General features: G+C 43.7%; 16 protein-coding genes. 8 read left to right on the top strand and 8 right to left on the bottom strand.

What is annotated here, in order from left to right; genetic code table 11:
- Positions 1-429 precede the first annotated feature (429 nt).
- Positions 430-2,079 carry an NAD+ synthase gene (locus tag Q0R52_RS28380; RefSeq protein WP_295801793.1) on the bottom strand — a complete coding sequence of 550 codons (1,650 nt, stop codon included), beginning with the start codon at positions 2,077-2,079 and terminating at the stop codon, positions 430-432.
- Between the two features lie 98 nt (positions 2,080-2,177).
- Between Q0R52_RS28380 and gldB the strand changes: the two genes are divergently transcribed.
- On the top strand, positions 2,178-3,221 hold the full coding sequence (gene gldB / locus Q0R52_RS28385; RefSeq protein WP_295801795.1) for a gliding motility lipoprotein GldB: 1,044 nt from the start codon (positions 2,178-2,180) through the stop codon (positions 3,219-3,221).
- Between the two features lie 228 nt (positions 3,222-3,449).
- Here gldB and Q0R52_RS28390 read toward each other — a convergent pair whose 3' ends face one another.
- From Q0R52_RS28390 to Q0R52_RS28420, 7 genes are all read right to left on the bottom strand, one after another.
- On the bottom strand, positions 3,450-3,635 hold the full coding sequence (locus tag Q0R52_RS28390; protein ID WP_252788967.1) for a hypothetical protein: 186 nt from the start codon (positions 3,633-3,635) through the stop codon (positions 3,450-3,452).
- Between the two features lie 84 nt (positions 3,636-3,719).
- Entirely contained in the window at positions 3,720-3,917 is a 198-nt protein-coding gene (locus Q0R52_RS28395) for a KTSC domain-containing protein (RefSeq protein WP_295801798.1), read from the bottom strand.
- Positions 3,918-3,942: 25 nt separating this feature from the next.
- On the bottom strand, positions 3,943-6,684 hold the full coding sequence (gene ligD / locus Q0R52_RS28400; RefSeq protein WP_295801800.1) for a DNA ligase D: 2,742 nt from the start codon (positions 6,682-6,684) through the stop codon (positions 3,943-3,945).
- Between the two features lie 174 nt (positions 6,685-6,858).
- On the bottom strand, positions 6,859-7,041 hold the full coding sequence (locus Q0R52_RS28405) for a DUF3606 domain-containing protein (RefSeq protein ID WP_295801802.1): 183 nt from the start codon (positions 7,039-7,041) through the stop codon (positions 6,859-6,861).
- A 212-nt stretch (positions 7,042-7,253) separates the two neighbouring features.
- Positions 7,254-8,123 (bottom strand): DUF4349 domain-containing protein, encoded by an 870-nt coding sequence (locus Q0R52_RS28410; RefSeq protein WP_295801804.1) that lies wholly within the window; start codon positions 8,121-8,123, stop codon positions 7,254-7,256.
- Positions 8,120-9,109, bottom strand: a complete 990-nt coding sequence (locus tag Q0R52_RS28415; protein WP_295801805.1) for a DUF4349 domain-containing protein — start codon at positions 9,107-9,109, stop codon at positions 8,120-8,122. The genes Q0R52_RS28410 and Q0R52_RS28415 overlap by 4 nt, the downstream gene beginning before the upstream one ends.
- Before the next feature lie 337 nt (positions 9,110-9,446).
- Positions 9,447-10,715 (bottom strand): hypothetical protein, encoded by a 1,269-nt coding sequence (locus Q0R52_RS28420; protein ID WP_295801807.1) that lies wholly within the window; start codon positions 10,713-10,715, stop codon positions 9,447-9,449.
- 427 nt (positions 10,716-11,142) lie between these two features.
- Between Q0R52_RS28420 and Q0R52_RS28425 the strand changes: the two genes are divergently transcribed.
- Genes Q0R52_RS28425 through Q0R52_RS28455 form a run of 7 tightly spaced genes read left to right on the top strand, consistent with a single transcriptional unit; the run spans position 11,143 to position 20,644 of the window.
- Positions 11,143-12,423 carry a cytochrome c3 family protein gene (locus tag Q0R52_RS28425; RefSeq protein ID WP_295801810.1) on the top strand — a complete coding sequence of 427 codons (1,281 nt, stop codon included), beginning with the start codon at positions 11,143-11,145 and terminating at the stop codon, positions 12,421-12,423.
- A gap of 35 nt (positions 12,424-12,458) precedes the next feature.
- Positions 12,459-15,518: a TAT-variant-translocated molybdopterin oxidoreductase gene (locus Q0R52_RS28430; protein ID WP_295801812.1), complete on the top strand. Its 3,060-nt coding sequence runs from the start codon at positions 12,459-12,461 to the stop codon at positions 15,516-15,518.
- Between the two features lie 26 nt (positions 15,519-15,544).
- Positions 15,545-17,017: an NrfD/PsrC family molybdoenzyme membrane anchor subunit gene (nrfD, locus tag Q0R52_RS28435; RefSeq protein ID WP_295801813.1), complete on the top strand. Its 1,473-nt coding sequence runs from the start codon at positions 15,545-15,547 to the stop codon at positions 17,015-17,017.
- Positions 17,018-17,019: 2 nt separating this feature from the next.
- A complete protein-coding gene (locus tag Q0R52_RS28440; protein ID WP_295801815.1) occupies positions 17,020-17,556 on the top strand; it encodes a DUF3341 domain-containing protein in 537 nt (178 codons plus the stop codon).
- A complete protein-coding gene (locus Q0R52_RS28445; RefSeq protein WP_295801819.1) occupies positions 17,540-18,124 on the top strand; it encodes a cytochrome c in 585 nt (194 codons plus the stop codon). The genes Q0R52_RS28440 and Q0R52_RS28445 overlap by 17 nt, the downstream gene beginning before the upstream one ends.
- A gap of 12 nt (positions 18,125-18,136) precedes the next feature.
- The gene (locus Q0R52_RS28450) at positions 18,137-19,411 is read left to right on the top strand and encodes a quinol:cytochrome C oxidoreductase (RefSeq protein ID WP_295801820.1); all 1,275 of its coding nucleotides are present in this window, start codon (positions 18,137-18,139) and stop codon (positions 19,409-19,411) included.
- A gap of 51 nt (positions 19,412-19,462) precedes the next feature.
- Positions 19,463-20,644, top strand: a complete 1,182-nt coding sequence (locus Q0R52_RS28455) for a cytochrome c oxidase subunit II (RefSeq protein ID WP_295801821.1) — start codon at positions 19,463-19,465, stop codon at positions 20,642-20,644.
- Positions 20,645-20,652 lie beyond the last annotated feature (8 nt).

The raw sequence follows: 20,652 nt of genomic DNA on the forward strand, positions 1-20,652 counted from the left end.
TAACAGTTTACTATTTTAATAAAAGCTGCCGACCATACCGCGGTACGGCATCTGATAACGGAGGCGGAGAGCTTATCAGGTTTTGTGAAGGGTAGCACAAAAAAATAAAAATATTATCACCAGGTGCACCCCCGAAAAAAATATCAGTGTTAATCCAGGACCCAAACTTGCTCCTCCCTCACCCAAGTACTTAATTATATACCACCAACCTACTGTGTTGTAGACAACTACCAAGAGTAAATTTACCCGGTAAAATCCTTTTAACCTTTTTCCTTGAAAGAAGAAAATTTGGGTTATTAAATTTATAAGTACTATCAAACATATTAGATAAATAAAAATCATTGTACTTATAAGTAAAATGTCAAACCGCAGAGCCTGTGTTTTACACGCTTTTTCTGCTATGAACTATGAACCATCAACTATGAACTCTTACGTCAAATACTTCCCAACTATCGGCATCCTTCTGCCCATGCCAAATGCTTTAGGCGATACCCTTAAAATCGGTGGTGTTTGATAGCGCTTATGCTCGGCAAGGTTAACCAGCCTTATTACCCGGCGAACGGTGTGTTCGTCATAGCCCATCGTGATGATTTCGGCCGATGAACGCCTGTCCTCTACATAAACCTGTAGTATTTTATCCAGTATATCGTATTCAGGCAGCGAATCGGTATCCTTTTGATCGGGCCGTAATTCAGCTGATGGTGGCTTGATTATAGAATTTATAGGGATAATTTCCTTGTCTTTATTGATATGCCTTGCAAGCTCAAAAACCTGCGTTTTGTATACATCGCCAATTACCGAAATACCGCCACACATATCGCCATATAAAGTCCCGTAGCCAACGGCTGCCTCGCTTTTATTTGATGTATTAAGCAGGATATAGCCAAACTTATTACACATAGCCATCAACAGTACCGCACGGCTGCGCGACTGGATATTTTCCTCGGCAATGTTAAACGGCAAGCCCTTAAACTGTGGACTTAGCGCCGCTTCAAAAGCATCAGTTACATTTTTTATAGCAATAGTTTCGCTCAGGCAGCCGAGGTTGTTTACCAAATCTTCGGCATCCTTAATAGAGTGGTCGCTCGAGAAATGGGAGGGGAGCAACACCGCCATTACATTCTTAGGCCCTAGTGCTTCAGCAGCCAATGAGCAAACCACGGCAGAGTCAATTCCACCTGATAAACCTAAAATGGCCTGTTTAAATCCCGACTTATAAAAGTAATCGCGGATGCCCAAAATCAGGCCCCGGTGTATCTGCTCAATGTCGCTTTCGCGTTCAGCTTTCCGCGTGGTTGGGTGGTCGTAAGTTAAGGCGCCATTGTCGCCCAGCGTGTAATAGGCAAGGGTTTCTTCAAAATAGGGCAGCTCATCAATTAATTTGCCGGTATTATCAAATACTAACGACCCACCGTCGAAAATTAATTCTGTTTGGGCGCCAACATGGTTTACGTATAATAGAGGGAGTTTGTAGCGCTCGGCATTATCGGTCAAAATTGCAATCCGCTCTTCATCGTGGTTATAAGCGAATGGAGAGGCGGCAATATTTATCATCACATCCGGGTTTTGCTGCATCAGAATATCCATCGGCCGCGTAACATATAGCGGATTTTCAATGGTGTTCCACAAATCCTCGCAAATGGTTAAAGCTATACGATGGCCTTTAAAGTCGATGCAGCTAAATTCGGTAGCCGGTTCAAAATAGCGGTATTCGTCAAAAATATCATAGTTAGGCAATAGCGCCTTGTTAGCAATGGCCTTTACTTTGCCTTCCTCAATAAAATAGGCCGAGTTATTTAAATCTTTGCCTTCAGTGCGGTGATTAGGAGTAGGCAAGCCAATAATACAGGCAATGCCATGGCACTCTTTAGCAATTTCCTGTGCCGATGTTTCGCAAAGGCCGATAAACTCATCAAACTCCAAAAAATCGCGCGAAGGGTAGCCGCATACGCATAGCTCTGCGAATACTACCAGGTCGGCCCCGTTGTTGCGGGCCTTTTTAATATGTTCAATTATTTTGGCCGTGTTCGATTCAAAGTTCCCTACGTGGTAATTAAGCTGAGCTAAAGCGATCTTCATTATAAATTATTCTTGGTTAGATAGGTAACAAACGCTTTAATTCGGCCGTTTGCATATTTAAATGCAAATAAAAATTATTTTTGCTCAAAGCCCAAACAATGATTGTTTTAAACCTCAAAAAGCCTATTTATTTAGCGTTTTTACTTATCGCTGTTATTAGCGGATGTAAAAGCAACAAAAAAGTTGATGTAAGCAATATACAACTCGATGTTAAAATTGAGCGCTTCGACCAGGAATTTGACGCCATGCGTACAAAACCGATGGGGGCCCAGGCAGCCTACCTGCAACGCAAATACGGCGTGTTTTACCACGATTTTATTTGCCTGATACTACAGGAACCACGGCTAAATACGCGGGATACCGCCTATTTTGAACTGCTGCGCCAAGTATTTGCCAACCAGGCTTACAATGATTTAAAGCATGATATTGACTCCGTATTTAAAGGCGGGCTTGATAAACAGGACGAGGAGCTGACCGATGCGTTCAGGCGTATAATATATTACTTCCCTAAAAAACATCTGCCCAAAGTCTATTCCTACTATTCGGGTTTTGAAGCGCAGGTTGTTATCGGCAATAACTACTTTGGTATTGGACTCGATTTGTTCCTGGGCGGTAACTCGCGTTTTTACCCTTCGCTCACCAATGCCTACCCGCACTACCTTTCACAGTTTTTTAATAAGGAAAATATTGTGCCGCGTGTGGTTGAAAGCATAGCCCGCGAAGATATGTTCCCCGAAAGCGACAGCAGCAAAACGCTGTTATCGAAAATGATTTATAACGGAAAGATCATGTACTTTATGGACCAGGTGCTGCCCGATGCGGGCGACAGCACCAAAATTGGCTATACCACCGCGCAAATAAAATGGTGCGAACAGTTTAAGGATAAAATATGGGCCTACATTCTTGATGAAAATTTGTTGTATGAAGCCGATTATCCTAAAATTCAGAAATACTTAACCCAGGCGCCTTTTACCCCCGGCCTGGGCGAGAAAAACGAATCGGCGCCAAAGCTCGGTATCTGGACTGGCTGGCAAATTGTACGGCAATACATGGAGAAACATCCCGAGGTGACATTAGCCGCATTAATGGCGAATAATGATGCACAGATGATTTTGAATGAATCGAAATATAAAGGGAAGTAGGGGGGAGGCAGTTTTGAGTTGGCAGTGGGCAGTTAAGGCGATGTTTACCAGCGTCATTGCGAGGAACGAAGCAACCTCTACTTAGGATATTCAACGTCCATCATGTTTGTGAGGACCTAAATGCGGCCGATAGGTCACCACAAAATTTTCGGTCCGTTGATTAGCTTGTGTAGTCCGCCAGCTGGCGGATCGTTCCTCGCAATGACGTGACCTACAGGATATTGTAACTTATTTCAATATCGCAAATACCGATCTCAGTGCAATTAGCACACCGATAATCAGGATGATATTTGCAACGATATTAACATAATGAAAATCAGCAAAACGCAGGAAAACCCCTGTTAAACCTATCACTATTGCCAGTACCATTAATTTATAGTGACCTTCTGCGTTGGCGTTTTCTATTGAACTCATTTTGTGTTGTATTTAATTTGGCGCAAATATAATTGCTTTGGTGAAAAAGTTAACCTGATTTTGCAATTTAATTTAATACTGCTCTTACTTCACCCTTTTATACCTGTATTTGCCCTTTATCCGGTAATTTAAAAACGTGCCCTTTGAATCGGCTTCTTTCATTTCTTCAAATACCTCGGGTGGCACATTCTTATAATCATACACTTTGCCCGATACATAGGTAATCCGCAACGTTGATACCGGCTCGTTATACTCCATTGCTGCAACTACGGATGATGGCATGATTTGTTTTTTAACTACTCTCCACTCACACCTTCACCTCAAACGCTCCCTGCGCTTTTTTGATCACCTTCTCCAAATCAATTCCTTTACCCAGTACGCCTTTAAACAAGTCCCCGGTTTCTTTCAACCTGTCGATGGAGTTAAAAATGGTGAAATCCTTCATGGTTAGGCCGGGTTTTACTTCGTCCCAGGCCAGTGGCATGGATACCGTTGCACCTGGTTTTGGTCGTAGCGAGTATGGGCCGGCAATGGTGGCGCCCGGGCGGTTCTGTAAAAAGTCGAGGTACATTTTGCCTTTACGGTTGGCTACCATCCGTTCAAGGCTGGTGTAGTCAGGAATTTGCCTGTGTACAATATCTACAATGATGCGGGCAAACAGTTGCGACTGGTCGTAATCATATTTTGCGCCCAGCGGTATATATATATGCATACCCGTTGAACCGGATGTTTTACAGAATGAGGGGACGTCTATGGCATCCAGAACCTTCTTCACTTCCAGTGCCGCTTCTATCACCTGGTCGAAGGTGTTTTTATCAGGGTCGAGGTCTATCACGCAATAGTCCGGGTTATCCGGCGACTTTACGCGACTGAACCATGGGTTCATTTCAATGCAACCTAAACTGGCCATCCACAATAAAACAGCTTCATCACTACCTACCAGGTATTCCTTATGCTCGCCCTCGCCATTGGTATAAGGGAATGTTTTAGTTATCCAGTCGGGAGCTTTGCCTTTTACATCCTTTTGGTAAAAGCTTGGCCCGTGTATCCCGTCCGGGAAACGATTGAGCGACATCGGCCTGTCTTTTAAATAAGGCAATATGAATTCCGCAACCTGGTAATAGTAGTTAAACATGTCGCGCTTGGTCACGTTATCTTCGGGCCAGTAAACCTTGCTTAAATGGGTAAACTTTATATCGTGTCCGCAAATTTTACGCGCCTGCGTTTCATCTGTCGGGTTCAACAGGGTTTTGCGCCCTTTTTCTTTTGGCGGTTCAATAGCCTCGCTATGGCCGCGGGTATCTTTGTTGTCCACTTCGTCTACTGTTTCGGTTGTATGTTTCGGCGTTTCCAAAATTACGTCTTTGGCTTTCTTATCGGTGCGCATTCCTTTAAACGATGCCTGGCGGAAAACGCCATCGCTGGTTACTTCAGCAAATGCAACTTCACCAACCAGTTCAGGCTTCAGCCAGGTAGGCCTGGCGCCTAAACGCTGCGGCCTGAAGCGCGATGGCTTATCAACGTCAGGTTCCACGTCAAACGGGCTTTTATCGGTTATTAGCGGCTTAAACTGCGCCATCATTTCCTTTTGCATTTTATCGTTAAACCCGGTGCCAACTTTGCCTACGTAACGTAGTGTGCCATTATCATAAACACCAAGCGCCAGCGCGCTAAACGGTTTGCTGGTGCCCTGGTTTTTGGTAAAACCGGCAATCACCACTTCCTGCCGCCGGTGCACCTTTATCTTTAACCACTCCGGCGACCGCAAATCAGAAGTATAAACGCTGCTTGCTTTTTTGGCGATGATACCTTCTAATCCAATCCGCTCTGCGGCATTAAAAAACTCAACACCATTTGCCTCAAAAACTTTGCTTTGGCGGATGCTGTCGTTATCGGTCGGTAAAATATCTTTTAAAATTGCAAGGCGGTCGCGCAGGGGCAGGCCCATCAGGTTTTTGCCTTCGTACCAAAGTATATCGAACACATAATAAACGAGCTGCCCGTCGGCCTCGCTGCGCCAGTTTTGCAGGGCGCCAAAGTTTGAGATGCCTTTATCATTCAGCACCAGCACCTCGCCGTCAATCACGGCGTTTATCTTCCACTTTTTTAAAGCCGCAACAATAGGATAAAATTTGTCGAAAGGCAGGTTGTTGCGCGATACAAGCTGTACGTCGCCCTTATTTATAATGGCTACTGCCCGGTAGCCATCCCATTTCACTTCGTAAAGCCAGTCGGGGTCGTCAAAAGGTTCATCCACCAGGGTAGCCTTCATCGGCTTCACATTTTTAGGGATGGCCGCTTTTGGCGCCGATTTTACAAGCGGCGCAACATCGGTCCCAGCCGTATCAACCACCGGAACATCGGCGTTGTCACCCACCACTTCCTCAGCTGGTTTCGGCGGTCTTTTTTTTTTACTTTTTGATTTTTCTTTCTCTACATTCTCTTCGTGCCCGTGTTGCCAAACCTTTTCGCTGGTTTTCTCAACCTGGGCAATAGTTTTGCCGGATAAAACAGATTCATCCAATTTGGTAATGTCTTTTTTCGAGGCATAGTCGTCGTTATGCTTTATCAGCAGCCAGCCGTTTTCGCCCATACCATGGGTTTTCACCAGCGCGTATTCGCCACGCAGCTTGGTGCCGTGCAGCTTTATTTTTAGGGAGCCGGCTTTTAGGTCCTTTAGCAACTCTTTCTCCTGTGCTTTTTTACCTTTTATTTCTTCGATGGGCTCATAGGTACCCTCGTCCCATACGATTACAGTCCCGCCGCCATATTGGCCCTCGGGGATGATGCCTTCAAACTGGCGGTAATCATAAGGGTGATCCTCCACCATCATGGCCAGTCGCTTGGTTTTCGGATCGGTTGAGGGGCCTTTAGGTACCGCCCAGCTTTTCAGTACGCCATCCATCTCCAGTCTGAAATCATAATGCAGGCGCGAGGCATCGTGCTTTTGAATTACAAAGGTCAGCGCATCCTTCGCCTGGCTTTTACCTGCCTTGGGCTCGGCCGTTTTTGTGAAGTCGCGCTTCTCAACATATTTTTCCAGGCTCATAACGATATATTATTAATACCACTATTTAACAATGCCGGATGGGGTTGGTTTTTAAAAATGTTAGATGACAAAAATAATATCTGCAGAAGCTGAAAACTTCCCACATGCAATACCACGAGTAACACTGCGTAAAACTCGCGGCAGCATCCTATAATCCTATCAATCCAAAAAATCTTAGTTTAGTTTACTGCGCAGGTACTTGCTTATAGCACCAACAGACGAACCAACTGCCCTTACTGCCGATTTTAATTTTTCAGGCGTAATGCCGAATTTTTTTGCCCAGAATTGAAGCTCATCATCTTCACTCACATTTATCATGTGGTTAAGGCCAGCGGGGGTTATAGCTTTGGGTTGCATGTTACGGAATTTGGGTTTAGCAAATAGATAACAACGTGCTTTGTGAATGGTTTTTGGGAAAGTGAAAATATTTTAAAAAAATTAGGGCTGATTTACAGACTCTGTTACTCTGTGCCTTCTTTGCGACCTCTGTGGTTATTTTTTACCACGGAGATACGGAGAAGACACAGAGAGCACAAAGCGAATTTTTTTAAGACAAACTTAATTTGGCGTTAGCTTTTAATTACCACAATCGGCCTTTTGTTACGGTAGTGCCTTATTATCATCCACACCACTATGCCTGCTATAACAAATACCCAAAGGTTAGCCAATCCCAGCACCACATTTTCAAAAATAGACCAGCCATTTTCAATACTGCCGCCCAGCCTTTTAAAAAATGGCAGGTTATAGTCCGAGGGATCGTCATTGGCTATGGTCTCTTTATAGATTGTGTTACTTTGGTAAAAACTCAGGCTAACAATGCTATTTTTTACCTCGTCGTCGATTTGCTTGTTGCCAATTTGCTGGTCAACCATATCGTCCTTTAAAGCCAATACATTGGCGGGGTTCTTTATAACCACCTTGCCGGCCTTCTGCTGACTGATTAAATCGTTGCGGTTTTTAAGTTTCAGCCTTGCCGCCATATACTCCAATGATTTATCCGAGATATCCATCTTGCGTACATTTAATAATACGCCCATGTGTGCAACCTCGTTCATAAATTCCTCCAGAGTTTCGGATGGTATTTTTACGGTGATATCGGCTGTAGTGCTAAATGAGGTTACCCGGATAATAGAATCCTCGCTTTTTTTGATGTCTACGCTGCGCATACCTGACGATTCGACCTGATGGTGCATTACCATGCCTTTATAACCTGTGGTAAGTGCGGTAATCTTTTCGCTGGTTTGCTGCACATCTTTTACTTTAAAGCGCATGTCGGCGGTTTTTACCAGTTTGGTTTCAAGTCTGGCGGTATCGAAGGCCCGACTTGTCGAAACGGTGGTATCTGCACTGCTTGCAAACTCTTCCGAACCGCGTTTGCCTTTACAAGCTGCCAGCAATACGATAACTGCCAGCAGGGGAATTAATACTTTTGATTTCATAACTCGGTATTAGTTTTAAGGTTAATGATTGCTTTCTTTTTATTTATTCGTTTAACCAGAACCCAGGTTATCAGTCCGAGCGGTACCAGTACCCATGCTTTAATCAATAAGGCAATAAAGTCTACAAATACATCCCAGCCTTCTTTTATTGATGTGCCGATGCGCTTTGTAGCCGGCTCATTGTATGAAGATGGATTATTGCTTGCAAGGATTTCGCGGCTAACCACATCATTCTCATAAAAGCTGAGCGCAATAACGCCTGTTTTGGCCGAGTCGGCAATGCGGCGGTTATCTATCTGGTGATCAACCATCCTGTTTTTTAGCTCCAGGATGTCGCGCGGACTTTTAGCTGCCGCCGGCTTTTGTTCTTCGGTTGATGTTAATTCAGCTTCGTTCTTTAATTTAAGTTGGGTTGAAAGATAATCGAGGGTTTTATCGTTCACGTTCATGTGGCTGCTGTCGATATGGATACCCAGCCGGGCCACCTGCAACAGGAAAACTTCCAGGTAAGCAGGCGGAATTTTTACCGTCATTTCGGCAGTAGGCCTGGTAACTGTAACCCGCATAATGGAATCGTCGCTGCGTTTAAAATCCTGCTGGCTTTGGGGCGTTGAATTGATGGTTTGATGAACAATGGTGCCCTTTAAATCGGCCGTAAGTGAGGCCACCTGTTCGGTGGTTTGCTGTACGCTTTTAACCTTAAAGTGGATGTCGGCTTTTTGTACCAGCCGGCGGACTGGTTGCGCTGTATCAGTTTTGTGCGATTTGTGTACCGGTACTTTTTTGATTACAGCACTGTCGGGTGTAGGGGATTTGTGTAGGACTACTTTTTCATCTGTGACGCTGTCATCGGCAGCAGATTTTTGAACAACTACATTGGCGCTTGTAGCGCTGTCTGCAGCATTACTTTTCGAGTCCATTTTGCCCTTGCAGGCACAAAAAAGCCCCAGCCCCGCAAGTAGCGGGATTACATGTTTTGTTTTCATAATAAAAAATTAATTTGTTTGTTTTTTGGTACTTATTGATACCCGTAAGTGCCAAAAGGTGACCCTTGGGGGAGTCATTAGTCACTGGCTATTAATAGGATGACGGTAGTGATGGCAGATGATGCTTTGATTAGCAAGCGTTCAAAGTTGTCTGACCGGGGATTTTGCTTAAGCAGGGTGCATCCTTCAATCCTTCCTGTCGAAAGTTGTTAAAGCTGCAGGCATTCCGAAATCTTCAAATGTGTTTAGAGCTCCATGTTCCGATATCAAAAGCTTCGGTCATCTCCTGCCACGCGCTACACCATCTAAACCGCGGTACAAGAATTTATAAATATGGCTAAAACAAATATTTAATACCAAAATCCATGGTTTGTGTATTGAGCGTTATGGGATTCAACTCCTGTACTGTTGAGTCGAAAGAGACGTTTGGTGCGGCGGTGAAAGCAAAGTGGATCTCAACGCGGTCGCTCAATCTTGCACCGGCCTGTAAAAGAAAGCCCGTTGAAAAACCGCTTGGTTTGTAAGGATCGGCTTTTGAGTAAGTAATCACTGTATTATAAATACTCGTATTTACTGTGTGTAACAATTGGTTGGAATAGAATGAAACGTTGAACAAAACACCTGCATCAAGGTATAACTTAACCTTGCTGGTATTGTAGATGTTAAAAATAGCCTGCGGCGACAAGGAAACGATGCTTTGGTTGAATTTATAGTCGACAACAGTTGTTGAAGGTATCCCAAAACCCGGATCGGCCGAATAGTGGTAGTTTGGTTTGGTATAAGCGTAGGATAACTCGGTCCTGAAAATGAATTTCTGGACTACCGAATTTCCTAAAATATCAAGACCTATATTGATCTTCGGTGTTATGCCGGTGTACGACTGCTGGCTATTGATTTTACCAACATTGTTTACCGTTGTCTTGATGCTGTTGGCGGCCAGCCCGACAAAGGGCCTTAAAACAGACTTGGTCCTTGCCGCTATAGCTTCGCCATTTACTTTATTGATCAGCGGCTCAAGGTCGCGGAATTCATAGTTCGCCTCGTTGATTTGTTTGCTTAAGTTATCAGTCACCGGCATAAATTTACCGATGCGTAACTGTAGCTGGCCTTTGTAAATATCGACATTTACCACATTGTTATAGTCGCTAAAATAGCGGTAGTACCTCAGTTCGATAGGGGCCGTGTTCGGCTCGGCTATCAGGAACCAGGTCTTTAATTCGTCTTTATACGAGTAAAGAGTTAGGTGCTTACCCGTTACAGCCACTTTTAAATACACCAGTACATTTTTTTTTGCGGTGTCGATATGGTCGCGAAGGTCCTGGAGGTTAGTGGCGCCGATGCTTAGCGGGCCTGCATAAGTAATGTAAGTTTCGAGTCCGTTTACATGCACTTCTTTCGAAGTTTGCGGCGTAAATTCAGTCGCTTGTTTATCAGATGTGAGGTTTTTATATTCGATCGATTTGGGACACAGGTCCCATTCCCTGTAGTTTATGTAGCCCTTCAATGTATCGCCATTGCTTTGTATTACATAGCCGGGGCGGTAATTGGATTGTGCGAAAATTGAAACTGGTAACAGGAGAATTAAAAGAGCGTAAAGAAATCTCATTGGAATTGTGAAAGGTTAAGTTTGCAGTAGTTAATTACTGCTAATGTAAGTAAATTTAGCGATTGTGGTAAAAATGCTACCTCTAAAACCATTATATTGTAAGTTTTAGCGGCTTGCGTTATTTAAGATGAGCAACTGTCCTAAATTGCCCGTCTGGATAATAGAAGGATTGAAAACTAGGATAAACTTTTGACAGATAAGTTATTAAGGCTTATCGTAAAATGGACACTATAATTAGGCATTTTAACCGGTTTTAAGCGCAATAAAAACTTATTTAGAATTATTATAAATTAGATATTGGTGTCATTTATTTGTCACTGATACTGTAATAAATTTTACTTTTGTGCTTGAAAATTTCGGGTTATACATACATTTCTCTGTGAATATCAATCATTAACAAAAAAATTATTTAGTATAAATACGCTTTATGAGGAGTTTCTCATTGATTTTTAAACAATTCTCACGGTCGGTTTTACTGATTGCCTGTTTTGCTTTTGTGGGCACGTATGCCTATGCACAGGGGGATGCCGTAAAGGGCGAGGCCCTGTTTAAGGCCAAATGTACCGCCTGCCACAAACTTGACCAGCAAGTTGTAGGTCCGGCTTTAGGTAAACTGATTACCGACGAAACCGACGACAAATTCCTGACTAAATGGATCCAGAACAACCAGGCATTAATTGCGGCTAAAAACCCGAAGGCGGTTACTGTTTTCAACCAGTTCAACCAGGCAAACATGACTGTGTTTGCCGATTTAACCGACGGGGATGTAGCCAATATTTTAACTTACGTTCGTACTGAATGGAAAAAAATGTCTGCTACACCTGCTCCGGGAACAGGTCCCGCCGTTGTTGTAGATAAAGGCCCAAGCAAAATAATTATCCTTTCACTGTTAGGTGTTATTGTTTTAGCTTTTATAGTAATACTGGTTTTAAACCGTGTTATTACAACATTAGAGCGCTTGCTGGCAAAAAATAATGTTACTATACTTGAGGAAGAAGCAGTTGCCGGCGAATCGGTTGACCGTTTAGCTTTCTTAAAGAAACTTGCGAAAAATAAGAAGTTCGTCTTCTTCGTACTGCTTTGCGGTACTATATTTTTAGGCGTTTACACATTTATCGGCCTATGGACTACCAACCTTCACCAGGGTTACCAGCCGGTTCAGCCTATTAAATTCCCGCACGATTTGCACGCCGGCGCAATGAAAATTGATTGCCAGTACTGCCACTCAGGGGCTTACAAATCAAAAAATGCAACTATCCCGTCGTTAAACGTATGTATGAACTGCCACAAGGTAATATCTTCGGCTTTCGGCTCAAAGACAGCATCTGTTGAAATACATAAGATATATGACGCCCTGGGATTTGACCCTGCGACACAGAAGTATGATACTACAAAAGCGCATCCGGTTCAATGGATACGCATACACAACCTGCCCGACCTGGCCTACTTTAACCACTCGCAGCACGTAAAGGTTGGCAAAATTAAATGCCAAACCTGCCATGGCCCGGTACAGGAAATGAAAGAAGTTTACCAGTACTCACCACTTACCATGAAATGGTGTATACAGTGCCACAAACGTACCAACGTTGACTTTAAAGACAACGCTTACTACGCAAATTTACAGCAGGTACACGATTTACTGAAGGACGGAAAACAAGTTACTGCGTCACTAATGGGCGGTATCGAGTGCGGCAAATGCCATTATTAATATTATTAAAACGCATTACAGTTTATATAGCTTAAATGGATAGCAATAAAAAATACTGGAAAGGTTTAGAAGAGCTGAACAAAACCCCGGAATTTGTTGAATTAAACAAAAACGAATTTGCGGAGCCTATTCCTATTGAAGATATTTTAACCGGTGGCGGTTTAACAGGCCGTACCCCACGCCGCGATTTTTTAAAGGCGCTTGGTTTTGGCGTTGGTGCTGTAACATTGGCTGCCTGCCAGCCGGTTCCTGTACACAAATCACTGCCATACTTAATTAAGCCGGAAGAGGTTACCCCGGGTATACCTAACTATTATGTTTCGACCTACGACGGACAAGCCATTTTGGTTAAGACCCGCGAAGGCCGCCCTATTAAAATTGAAGGTCACCCGAATGATATTTTAGCTAAAGGTGGCGCAAGTGCGCAGGCACAGGCATCTGTATTAGACTTGTATGACGTAAACCGTTTGCAAGGACCGTTGAAAGATGGCAGCCAAACAGGCTGGGCGCAGGTGGATGATTTTGTGGTGAGGGAATTATTGGCGATTCAAGCCAGCGGTAAAAAAATCGCGATTGTATCTTCAACCGTAACAAGCCCTTCAACACTGGGTGTTATTGCTGATTTTGTTAAGCAGTTTCCTGCTGCAAAACATATTAATTATGATGCCGTATCTTACACAGGTATCATACAGGCAAATCAAAACAGTTTTGGTAAAGCAGTATTGCCGCACTACAACTTTGATAAAGCCGACATCATTGTAAGCTTTGCTGCCGACTTCCTGGGCACCTGGATATCTCCTGAAGAGTTTACTCGTCAGTATGTTTCAAACCGGAACAACAAATCGCTGGAAAGCAAAAAAATGTCGCGCCATATCCAGTTTGAAACTGGTATGAGCCTTACCGGTTCAAACGCCGACGTAAGGATCCCAATCAAACCATCGGAAGAAGGCGCTGCACTGATAGCTTTATACAATGCCATCTCGGGCTCAAGCCTTGCAGGCAAAGCGTTAAGCAACAAAGTTGCTCAAAACGCTGTTACCATCGCTGCAAAAGAACTGCTTGCAGCTAAAGGCAAAGCACTGGTTGTTGCCGGTTCGAACGATGTGGCTACACAAATATTGGTTAACGCTATCAACTCGTTATTAGGCAGCTACGGCACTACTATCGATTTGGATAACCCGTCGTTACAATATGCAGGTAACGATGCCGAGTTTGTTGAGTTTGTAAATGAAATGAAAAGCGGCGCGGTTGGTGCAGTATTCTTTTTGAATGCCAACCCTGCTTATGACTATTATAACAGCAAAGATATTGCCGACGGACTGAAGAAAGTACGTCTAAAAGTGTCTTTCGCTACCAGTACCGACGAAACTTCGTCGCTTTGTAACGTAGTTGCTCCAAACCATCACTATTTGGAATCATGGGGCGATGACAATGCAATCAGCGGTTATTACACCGTGATGCAGCCAACCATCAACCCCGTTTATGATACCCGCCAGGCTGAACAAAGCCTGATGAAATGGAGCGACAACCCTGCAAAAGAATACTACCGTTACGTACGCGACAACTGGGATAAAAACCTGCTTGCTAAAGGCGGCTTATCAGGTCAGAGCGGCTGGGAAACTTTACTGCAAACAGGTTTTGTAAAAGAAACTCCGAAAGCAGGCGGTTCGTACGCATTTAACATGAGCTTAAGCGCTGTTGCGCAAACTATATCAGACCACAGCACTGAACTTACTGCTGCCGATGGCAAAACCGAAATGTCGCTTTACCAAAGCCCTGCAATAAGGGATGGTAAACGTGCAAACAACCCATGGTTGCAGGAATTGCCTGACCCGGTTTCGAAAGTAACCTGGGACAACTTTGCTGCCATGGCCCCTGCGGACATGAAAGCAAAAGGCTTACAGGATGGTGATGCGGTTAAAATTGTTGCAAACGGTTATACCATATCATTACCTGTATTATCACAACCCGGCCAGGCACGCGGTACTATATCAGTAGCTGTTGGTTACGGCCGTACAGTTGTTGGCCCGGTTGGTATCAACGTTGGTAAAAACGCATTCCCTTTTTACAGCCTGCGTAACAAAACATTTCAAACCAGTGCCGTTGCAACCCTAACTTCGGTTGGCGAAAACTGGCCACTGGCACAAACACAAACACACCACTCTATCGAGGGCCGTAATAGTATTATTAAGGAAGCATCATTTACGCAATACCTTAAAAATCCTGCCAGCGGCACAGGTAAAGAAGAAGGACATAAAGAATACAAACCAGATTTGTTCTGGCAAAAACACGATAACCCTACTTACGACTGGGTTATGGCGATTGACCTTAACGCCTGTACAGGTTGCGGCGCATGCGTAGTTGCATGTAGTGCCGAAAATAACGTACCGGTTGTTGGTAAAGACGAAGTTGGCCGCCGCCGCGAAATGCACTGGATACGTATCGATCGCTATTACAGCTTTGACGATAACGGAACAGAAGGCGGTGTTACCAGGGAGCACGCAATTGCCGACCTTAATGTTGATCAGCTTGACCATGTAAAAGTGGTTTACCAGCCAATGCTTTGCCAGCACTGCGAGCATGCACCTTGCGAAACTGTTTGCCCGGTATTGGCAACCGTTCACTCGAGCGAAGGCTTAAACCACATGGCTTACAACCGTTGCGTTGGTACACGTTACTGCGCTAACAACTGCCCTTACAAAGTGCGCCGCTTTAACTGGTTTAACTACTGGAACGATTCGCGTTTTGATAACTACCTGAATAACGAGCATACACAATTAGTACTTAACCCTGATGTGGTAACACGGTTCCGCGGGGTTATGGAAAAATGCTCGATGTGTATCCAGCGTATACAGGCCGGTAAACTGAAAGCTAAAATAGAAAAACGCCCGCTTAAAGACGGAGAAGTAAAAATGGCCTGCCAGCAAACATGTTCGGCAAATGCTATTGTGTTTGGTAATGCAAACGACCCTGAATCAGAAGTTTCAAAGGCTTTAGCCAGCGAAAGGACTTACTACGTGTTAGAAGAGCTAAACGTAAAACCAGGTGTTGGTTATCAAACAAAAATTAGGAATATATCTGAAACTGAGGCTTAAATTATACAAGAGAGAGAAAATAGAATATGGCATCTCATAGTGAATCGATAATCAGGGAACCGTTAATTACGGGCGAGAACATTACCTACGCCCAAATAACGAATGATGTACTTCGCCCTGTAGAAAATATGCCCGGTAAAGCGTGGTGGATAGGTTTTACTGTAGCATCATTAGGCGCATGCCTTTGGGTGTTTGCAATAAGCTACACGTTCTGGAACGGGTTAGGCGCCTGGGGTTTAAATAAAACAGTAGGCTGGGCCTGGGACATCACCGGTTTCGTGTGGTGGGTAGGTATTGGTCACGCCGGAACGCTTATTTCGGCAATCCTGTTGCTGTTCCGTCAAAACTGGCGTAACTCCATTAACCGCTCGGCCGAAGCGATGACAATCTTTGCGGTAATTTGCGCGGCCACTTACATTTTGGCTCACATGGGCCGCCCATGGATGGCTTTGTTCTCGTTACCAATCCCTAACCAGTACGGTTCGTTATGGGTTAACTTTAACTCACCGCTTATCTGGGACGTGTTCGCGATATCAACTTACTTCTCGGTATCATTGGTATTCTGGTACACAGGTTTATTGCCAGATTTGGCAACAATCCGTGACCGTGCTACAGGTATCCGCCAAAAAATATATTCGGTATTGTCATTCGGCTGGACAGGCTCAGTTAAGACCTGGCAGCGTTTTGAAACCGTTTGTTTGATTTTGGCCGGTATATCAACGCCGCTGGTACTGTCAGTACACACCATTGTATCCATGGACTTTGCCACATCCCTTGAACCGGGATGGCATACTACCATATTCCCGCCATATTTCGTTGCGGGTGCTATCTTCTCGGGTTTCGCCATGGTGCAAACACTTTTGCTGGTTACCCGTAAAGTATTGGGCTTAGAAAACTACATCACTATGTTCCACATAGAAGCGATGAACAAAATCATCCTTTTAACAGGTTCGATAGTAGGTGTGGCTTATTTAACAGAGTTCTTCATCGCCTACTACTCAGCCGGCGAATATGAGCAATATACATTCCTTAACAGGTTTATAGGGCCATACTGGTGGGCTGGTTGTATGATGTACGGCTGTAACGTATTGATGACCCAGTTAATGTGGTTCAAAAAGATACGTACAAATATCCCAATTTCATGGGTACTGTCTATCGTGGTAAACATCGGTATGTGGTTTGAGCGATTTGTAATTATCGTTGTTTCCCTGCACCGCGACTTTGTACCATCGAGCTGGGCAATGTTTTATCCAACCTGGGTTGACGTGAGTGTGTTTATTGGTTCGATAGGTTTATTCTTTACCATGTTCCTGTTATTCATTCGCGTATTGCCTTCAATAGCAATGGCCGAAGTGAAGCTGATATTAAAGAGCAGCAGCGAGCAAGCCAAGAAGAAGCTGATTGCACATGGCGGTTTGGATAGCGAGCAGGTTGAGTTTTACAAAGAATCATTAACATCGTTTGACAGTGTTAATATTAAAGATTACAAAAAAGCATAAAAATGAGCACCACAAAATATATTTTAGGCCTTTTTGCAGATCCTGATGAGCTGATGCACGGGATTGATACGCTACAGAAAAACAGCGTGCCTATTTACGATGTTTACACCCCTATGCCTATACACGGCATTGAAAAGAAGCTTGGCATTAAGGATTCGCGTTTAGGTTATGCAGCATTTATGTTCGGCTGCCTTGGTGGTACAACCATTTTCAGCATGGCTTATTTCATGCTGGTGCAGGATTGGCCAATGAACATTGGTGGTAAACCCGCGTTTGCCGTTCCGGATTTTGTTCCGATTACATTTGAGTGGACCGTGTTATTTACCGCATTTGGTATGGTGCTTACATTTTTTTACGCAACACACCTTTTCCCGGGCCGTACCCCACGTGTTATGGAACTTAGGGCAACCGACGACAGGTTTGTTATTGCCATTGATGCTAAAGGCAACATCCCGCACGAGGATATCACGAATTTATTAAAAGAATCAGGAGCAGTAGAAGTTAAGCATAACGACAGAAAATATGTTAGCTATGAATAAAAGTAAAATATTGGGCATAACGGTTATTGCTATTGTTGCAACGGTAATTATATCATCGTGCAAGGATAAGAGGAGTACCGGATGGGAATACGCTCCCAATATGTATGAGCACATTGCATACGACCCCGACCAGAAGAACGACAATTTTAAGGATGGTAAAACCGCCCAACTTCCGCCTGCAGGTACAACCCCGCTTGGCTTTGTAAGGTTTGATTATCCGAATACAAAAGATGGCTACGAAAAAGCCGGCCTTGAGGTAAAAACTACATTACCGCAAACCCAGGCTAACTATGCCGATGGCAAGCTATTATTCGAGCACTTTTGCTCACCATGCCATGGTGTAACCGGTCAGGGTGATGGTTTGGTGGTAGCGCACGGTTACCCGCCGCCGCCATCATATTCAAAAGGCAATTCGTCGCGCGGGGGCGCCATGAAGGACCTTACTGACGGTAAAATTTATCATACTATTACTTACGGTTTAAACGCTATGGGTTCATACGCATCACAGCTGGAGCCGAAAGAGCGCTGGAAAGTAATTATGTATGTTCACCATTTACAAACTTTATAAGCTGAATTATTAATGAATACTTCTCATAGTTTCGACGGGCAATTTGAATTTAAAGGCAGGGCCAAAACCTGGAGCCTGATCATGATCCTTGTAGGCGTGGTTGGATTACTTGCCGGCTTCCTGACAGGGAATGGAGAACGCACTTTTGCTGACTTACTATTAAACGGCTATTACATAAGCTGTGTATGCATTTGCGGTATTTTCTTTTGCGCGGTGCAATATGTGGCACAGGCCGGATGGTCGACTGCTGTTTTACGCGTTCCGCAGGCATTTGCAAAGGTTTTACCTTACGCAGGTTTAATTTTACTTGCAATTATAGTTGCCGGCTTATTTTTAACTCACCAGGGTCCTAACGAGGAAGGTAAAATAACTGAACTACCTTATCTGTATAAGTTATGGGCACTTAAAGGTGTAACCCTTAAGGGAAATGAAAATTACGACGCTATTATTACTGCAAAATCTGGATACTTAAATAAGACATTCTTTTTAACCCGCCTTGTGATTTACCTTGGCAGTTATGCACTTATTGGCCGTATGCTGGTAAAATACTCGCAAAATGAAGATGATCTGGGTGGTATGTTTAACTACAACAAAAGCTTCAAAATGTCGGTATTGTTCCTGTTAATATTTGGCTTTACTGTTCCTTTGTTTGCTTTTGATACCATTATGTCGTTAGAGGCGCACTGGTTTTCAACTATGTTTGGCTGGTATAACTTTGCTGCCCTTTGGGTTAGCGGTTTGTCGGTTATTACGCTATCGCTAATACTTTTACGCAAGGCGGGTTATATGCAATGGGTTACAGATGATCACTTGCACAACCTTGGCCAGCTAATGTTCGGTTTCTCGGTGTTCTGGACTTACCTGTGGTTTGCACAATTCCTGCTTACCTGGTATGCTAACATTCCTGAAGAGTCTGCTTATTTCTACCGCAGGTGGGAGCCGCAATTTAAACCATGGTTTTGGTTAAACATTGTGATCAACTTCCTTGCTCCTTTGTTAACTTTAATGTCACGCGACTCGAAACGTAAGGTAGCAGTGTTGCAGGTGGCATGCGTTATATTAATATGTGGTCATTGGCTTGATTACTGGCAGATGATTATGCCCGGAACGATAGGTGTTAGTGGTGGAACAGAATGGTACAATATATTGAGCCCTATAGATATAGCAGTGTTTGTTGGCTTTGCAGGGTTATTTGTACTGATGTTTGGTACTGCGTTAAGCAAATTTAAATCGCTGATACCTAAAAAACATCCGTTGCTGGAGGAGAGTCTTCATCATCACATATAATAATTGTTATTTTTGCACTTTAATAAAAAAGAATACCAAACAACCATTAAAATGGGATTCAAACATCTAATAAATTCTAAAAAAACACTATCGCTTTTTGCAGCGTTCGTGCTGTTTGGCACCAACCTGATGGCGCAAACTCCAGCACAGGGCGATGCCGCCACGGTTGATAAAGGTGCCATGTGGACGGGGATTGCTTATTATGTACTACTGTTTTTAGTGGCATCAGTTTGTGTTGCTATAGTGGGTAAAATATTGAGGGTTTATGACCTTACCCAAAAAATGCAGGGTAAAAAAGGGATAAACTGGAATGGTGTTATGGGCATTTGCTGCGCCATATTTATAGTGGCAGGTATGTATGGCTCTTATTGGTCATTAACAGTGCAGGGAGCTATGAAGTTACCTGAGCCGGCATCGGCGCACGGTGGTTCAATTGACGATATGTTTACCACAACCACTATCTTAACGCTGATAGTATTTGTTATTACACAAATTTGCCTGTTTGGGTTTGCATTTGTTTACAGGGGCTCTGATAAGCGCAAAGCTCATTTCCTTCCGCACAATAATACTATAGAAAAGGTATGGACAATTATCCCTGCCATAGTTTTAACCATATTGGTTGTATTCGGATTTTTTACCTGGCAAAGGGTAATGACCAGCACCGAAGTTAAAGGTGATATCAATATTGATGTAACCGGCCACCAGTTTGCATGGGAGATACGTTACCCCGGGACTGATGGTAAACTTGGTTCGACCAACTTCAGGTTATACACAGCCGCAAATAAGTTAGGCGTCGATTTTAAGGACCGTAACAGCTTTGATGATTTATCTGCTGATACTTTGGTTTTACCCGTTAATAAATCAATAAGGATAAATATTCACGCTCAGGATGTAATACATAGTGTGTATATGCCACATTTCCGTGTCCAGTTAAATGCGGTGCCGGGATTACCTACTTTCTTCAAATTTGTGCCGACAATCACAACTGCGAAAATGAAGATGATAACCGGGAATGCTAATTTTGAATATTTGCTTTATTGCAACAAAATATGCGGATCGGGACACTGGAATATGCAGAAAGTAGTGCGTGTTGTTTCGCAAGCTGAATACCAGGATTGGATAGCAAAACAAAAACCATACTTAAGCGACCAGTTAAGAAAAGAGTTGCACTTTGCTGATAGTAAGCCTGCAAACCAGGTGTCGGCGTCAAACAGGTTAGCGGTAAACAATTAATATAAGAG

Origin of the sequence: Mucilaginibacter sp., assembly GCF_025359345.1 — a bacterium.
Classification (GTDB): Bacteria; Bacteroidota; Bacteroidia; order Sphingobacteriales; family Sphingobacteriaceae; genus Mucilaginibacter.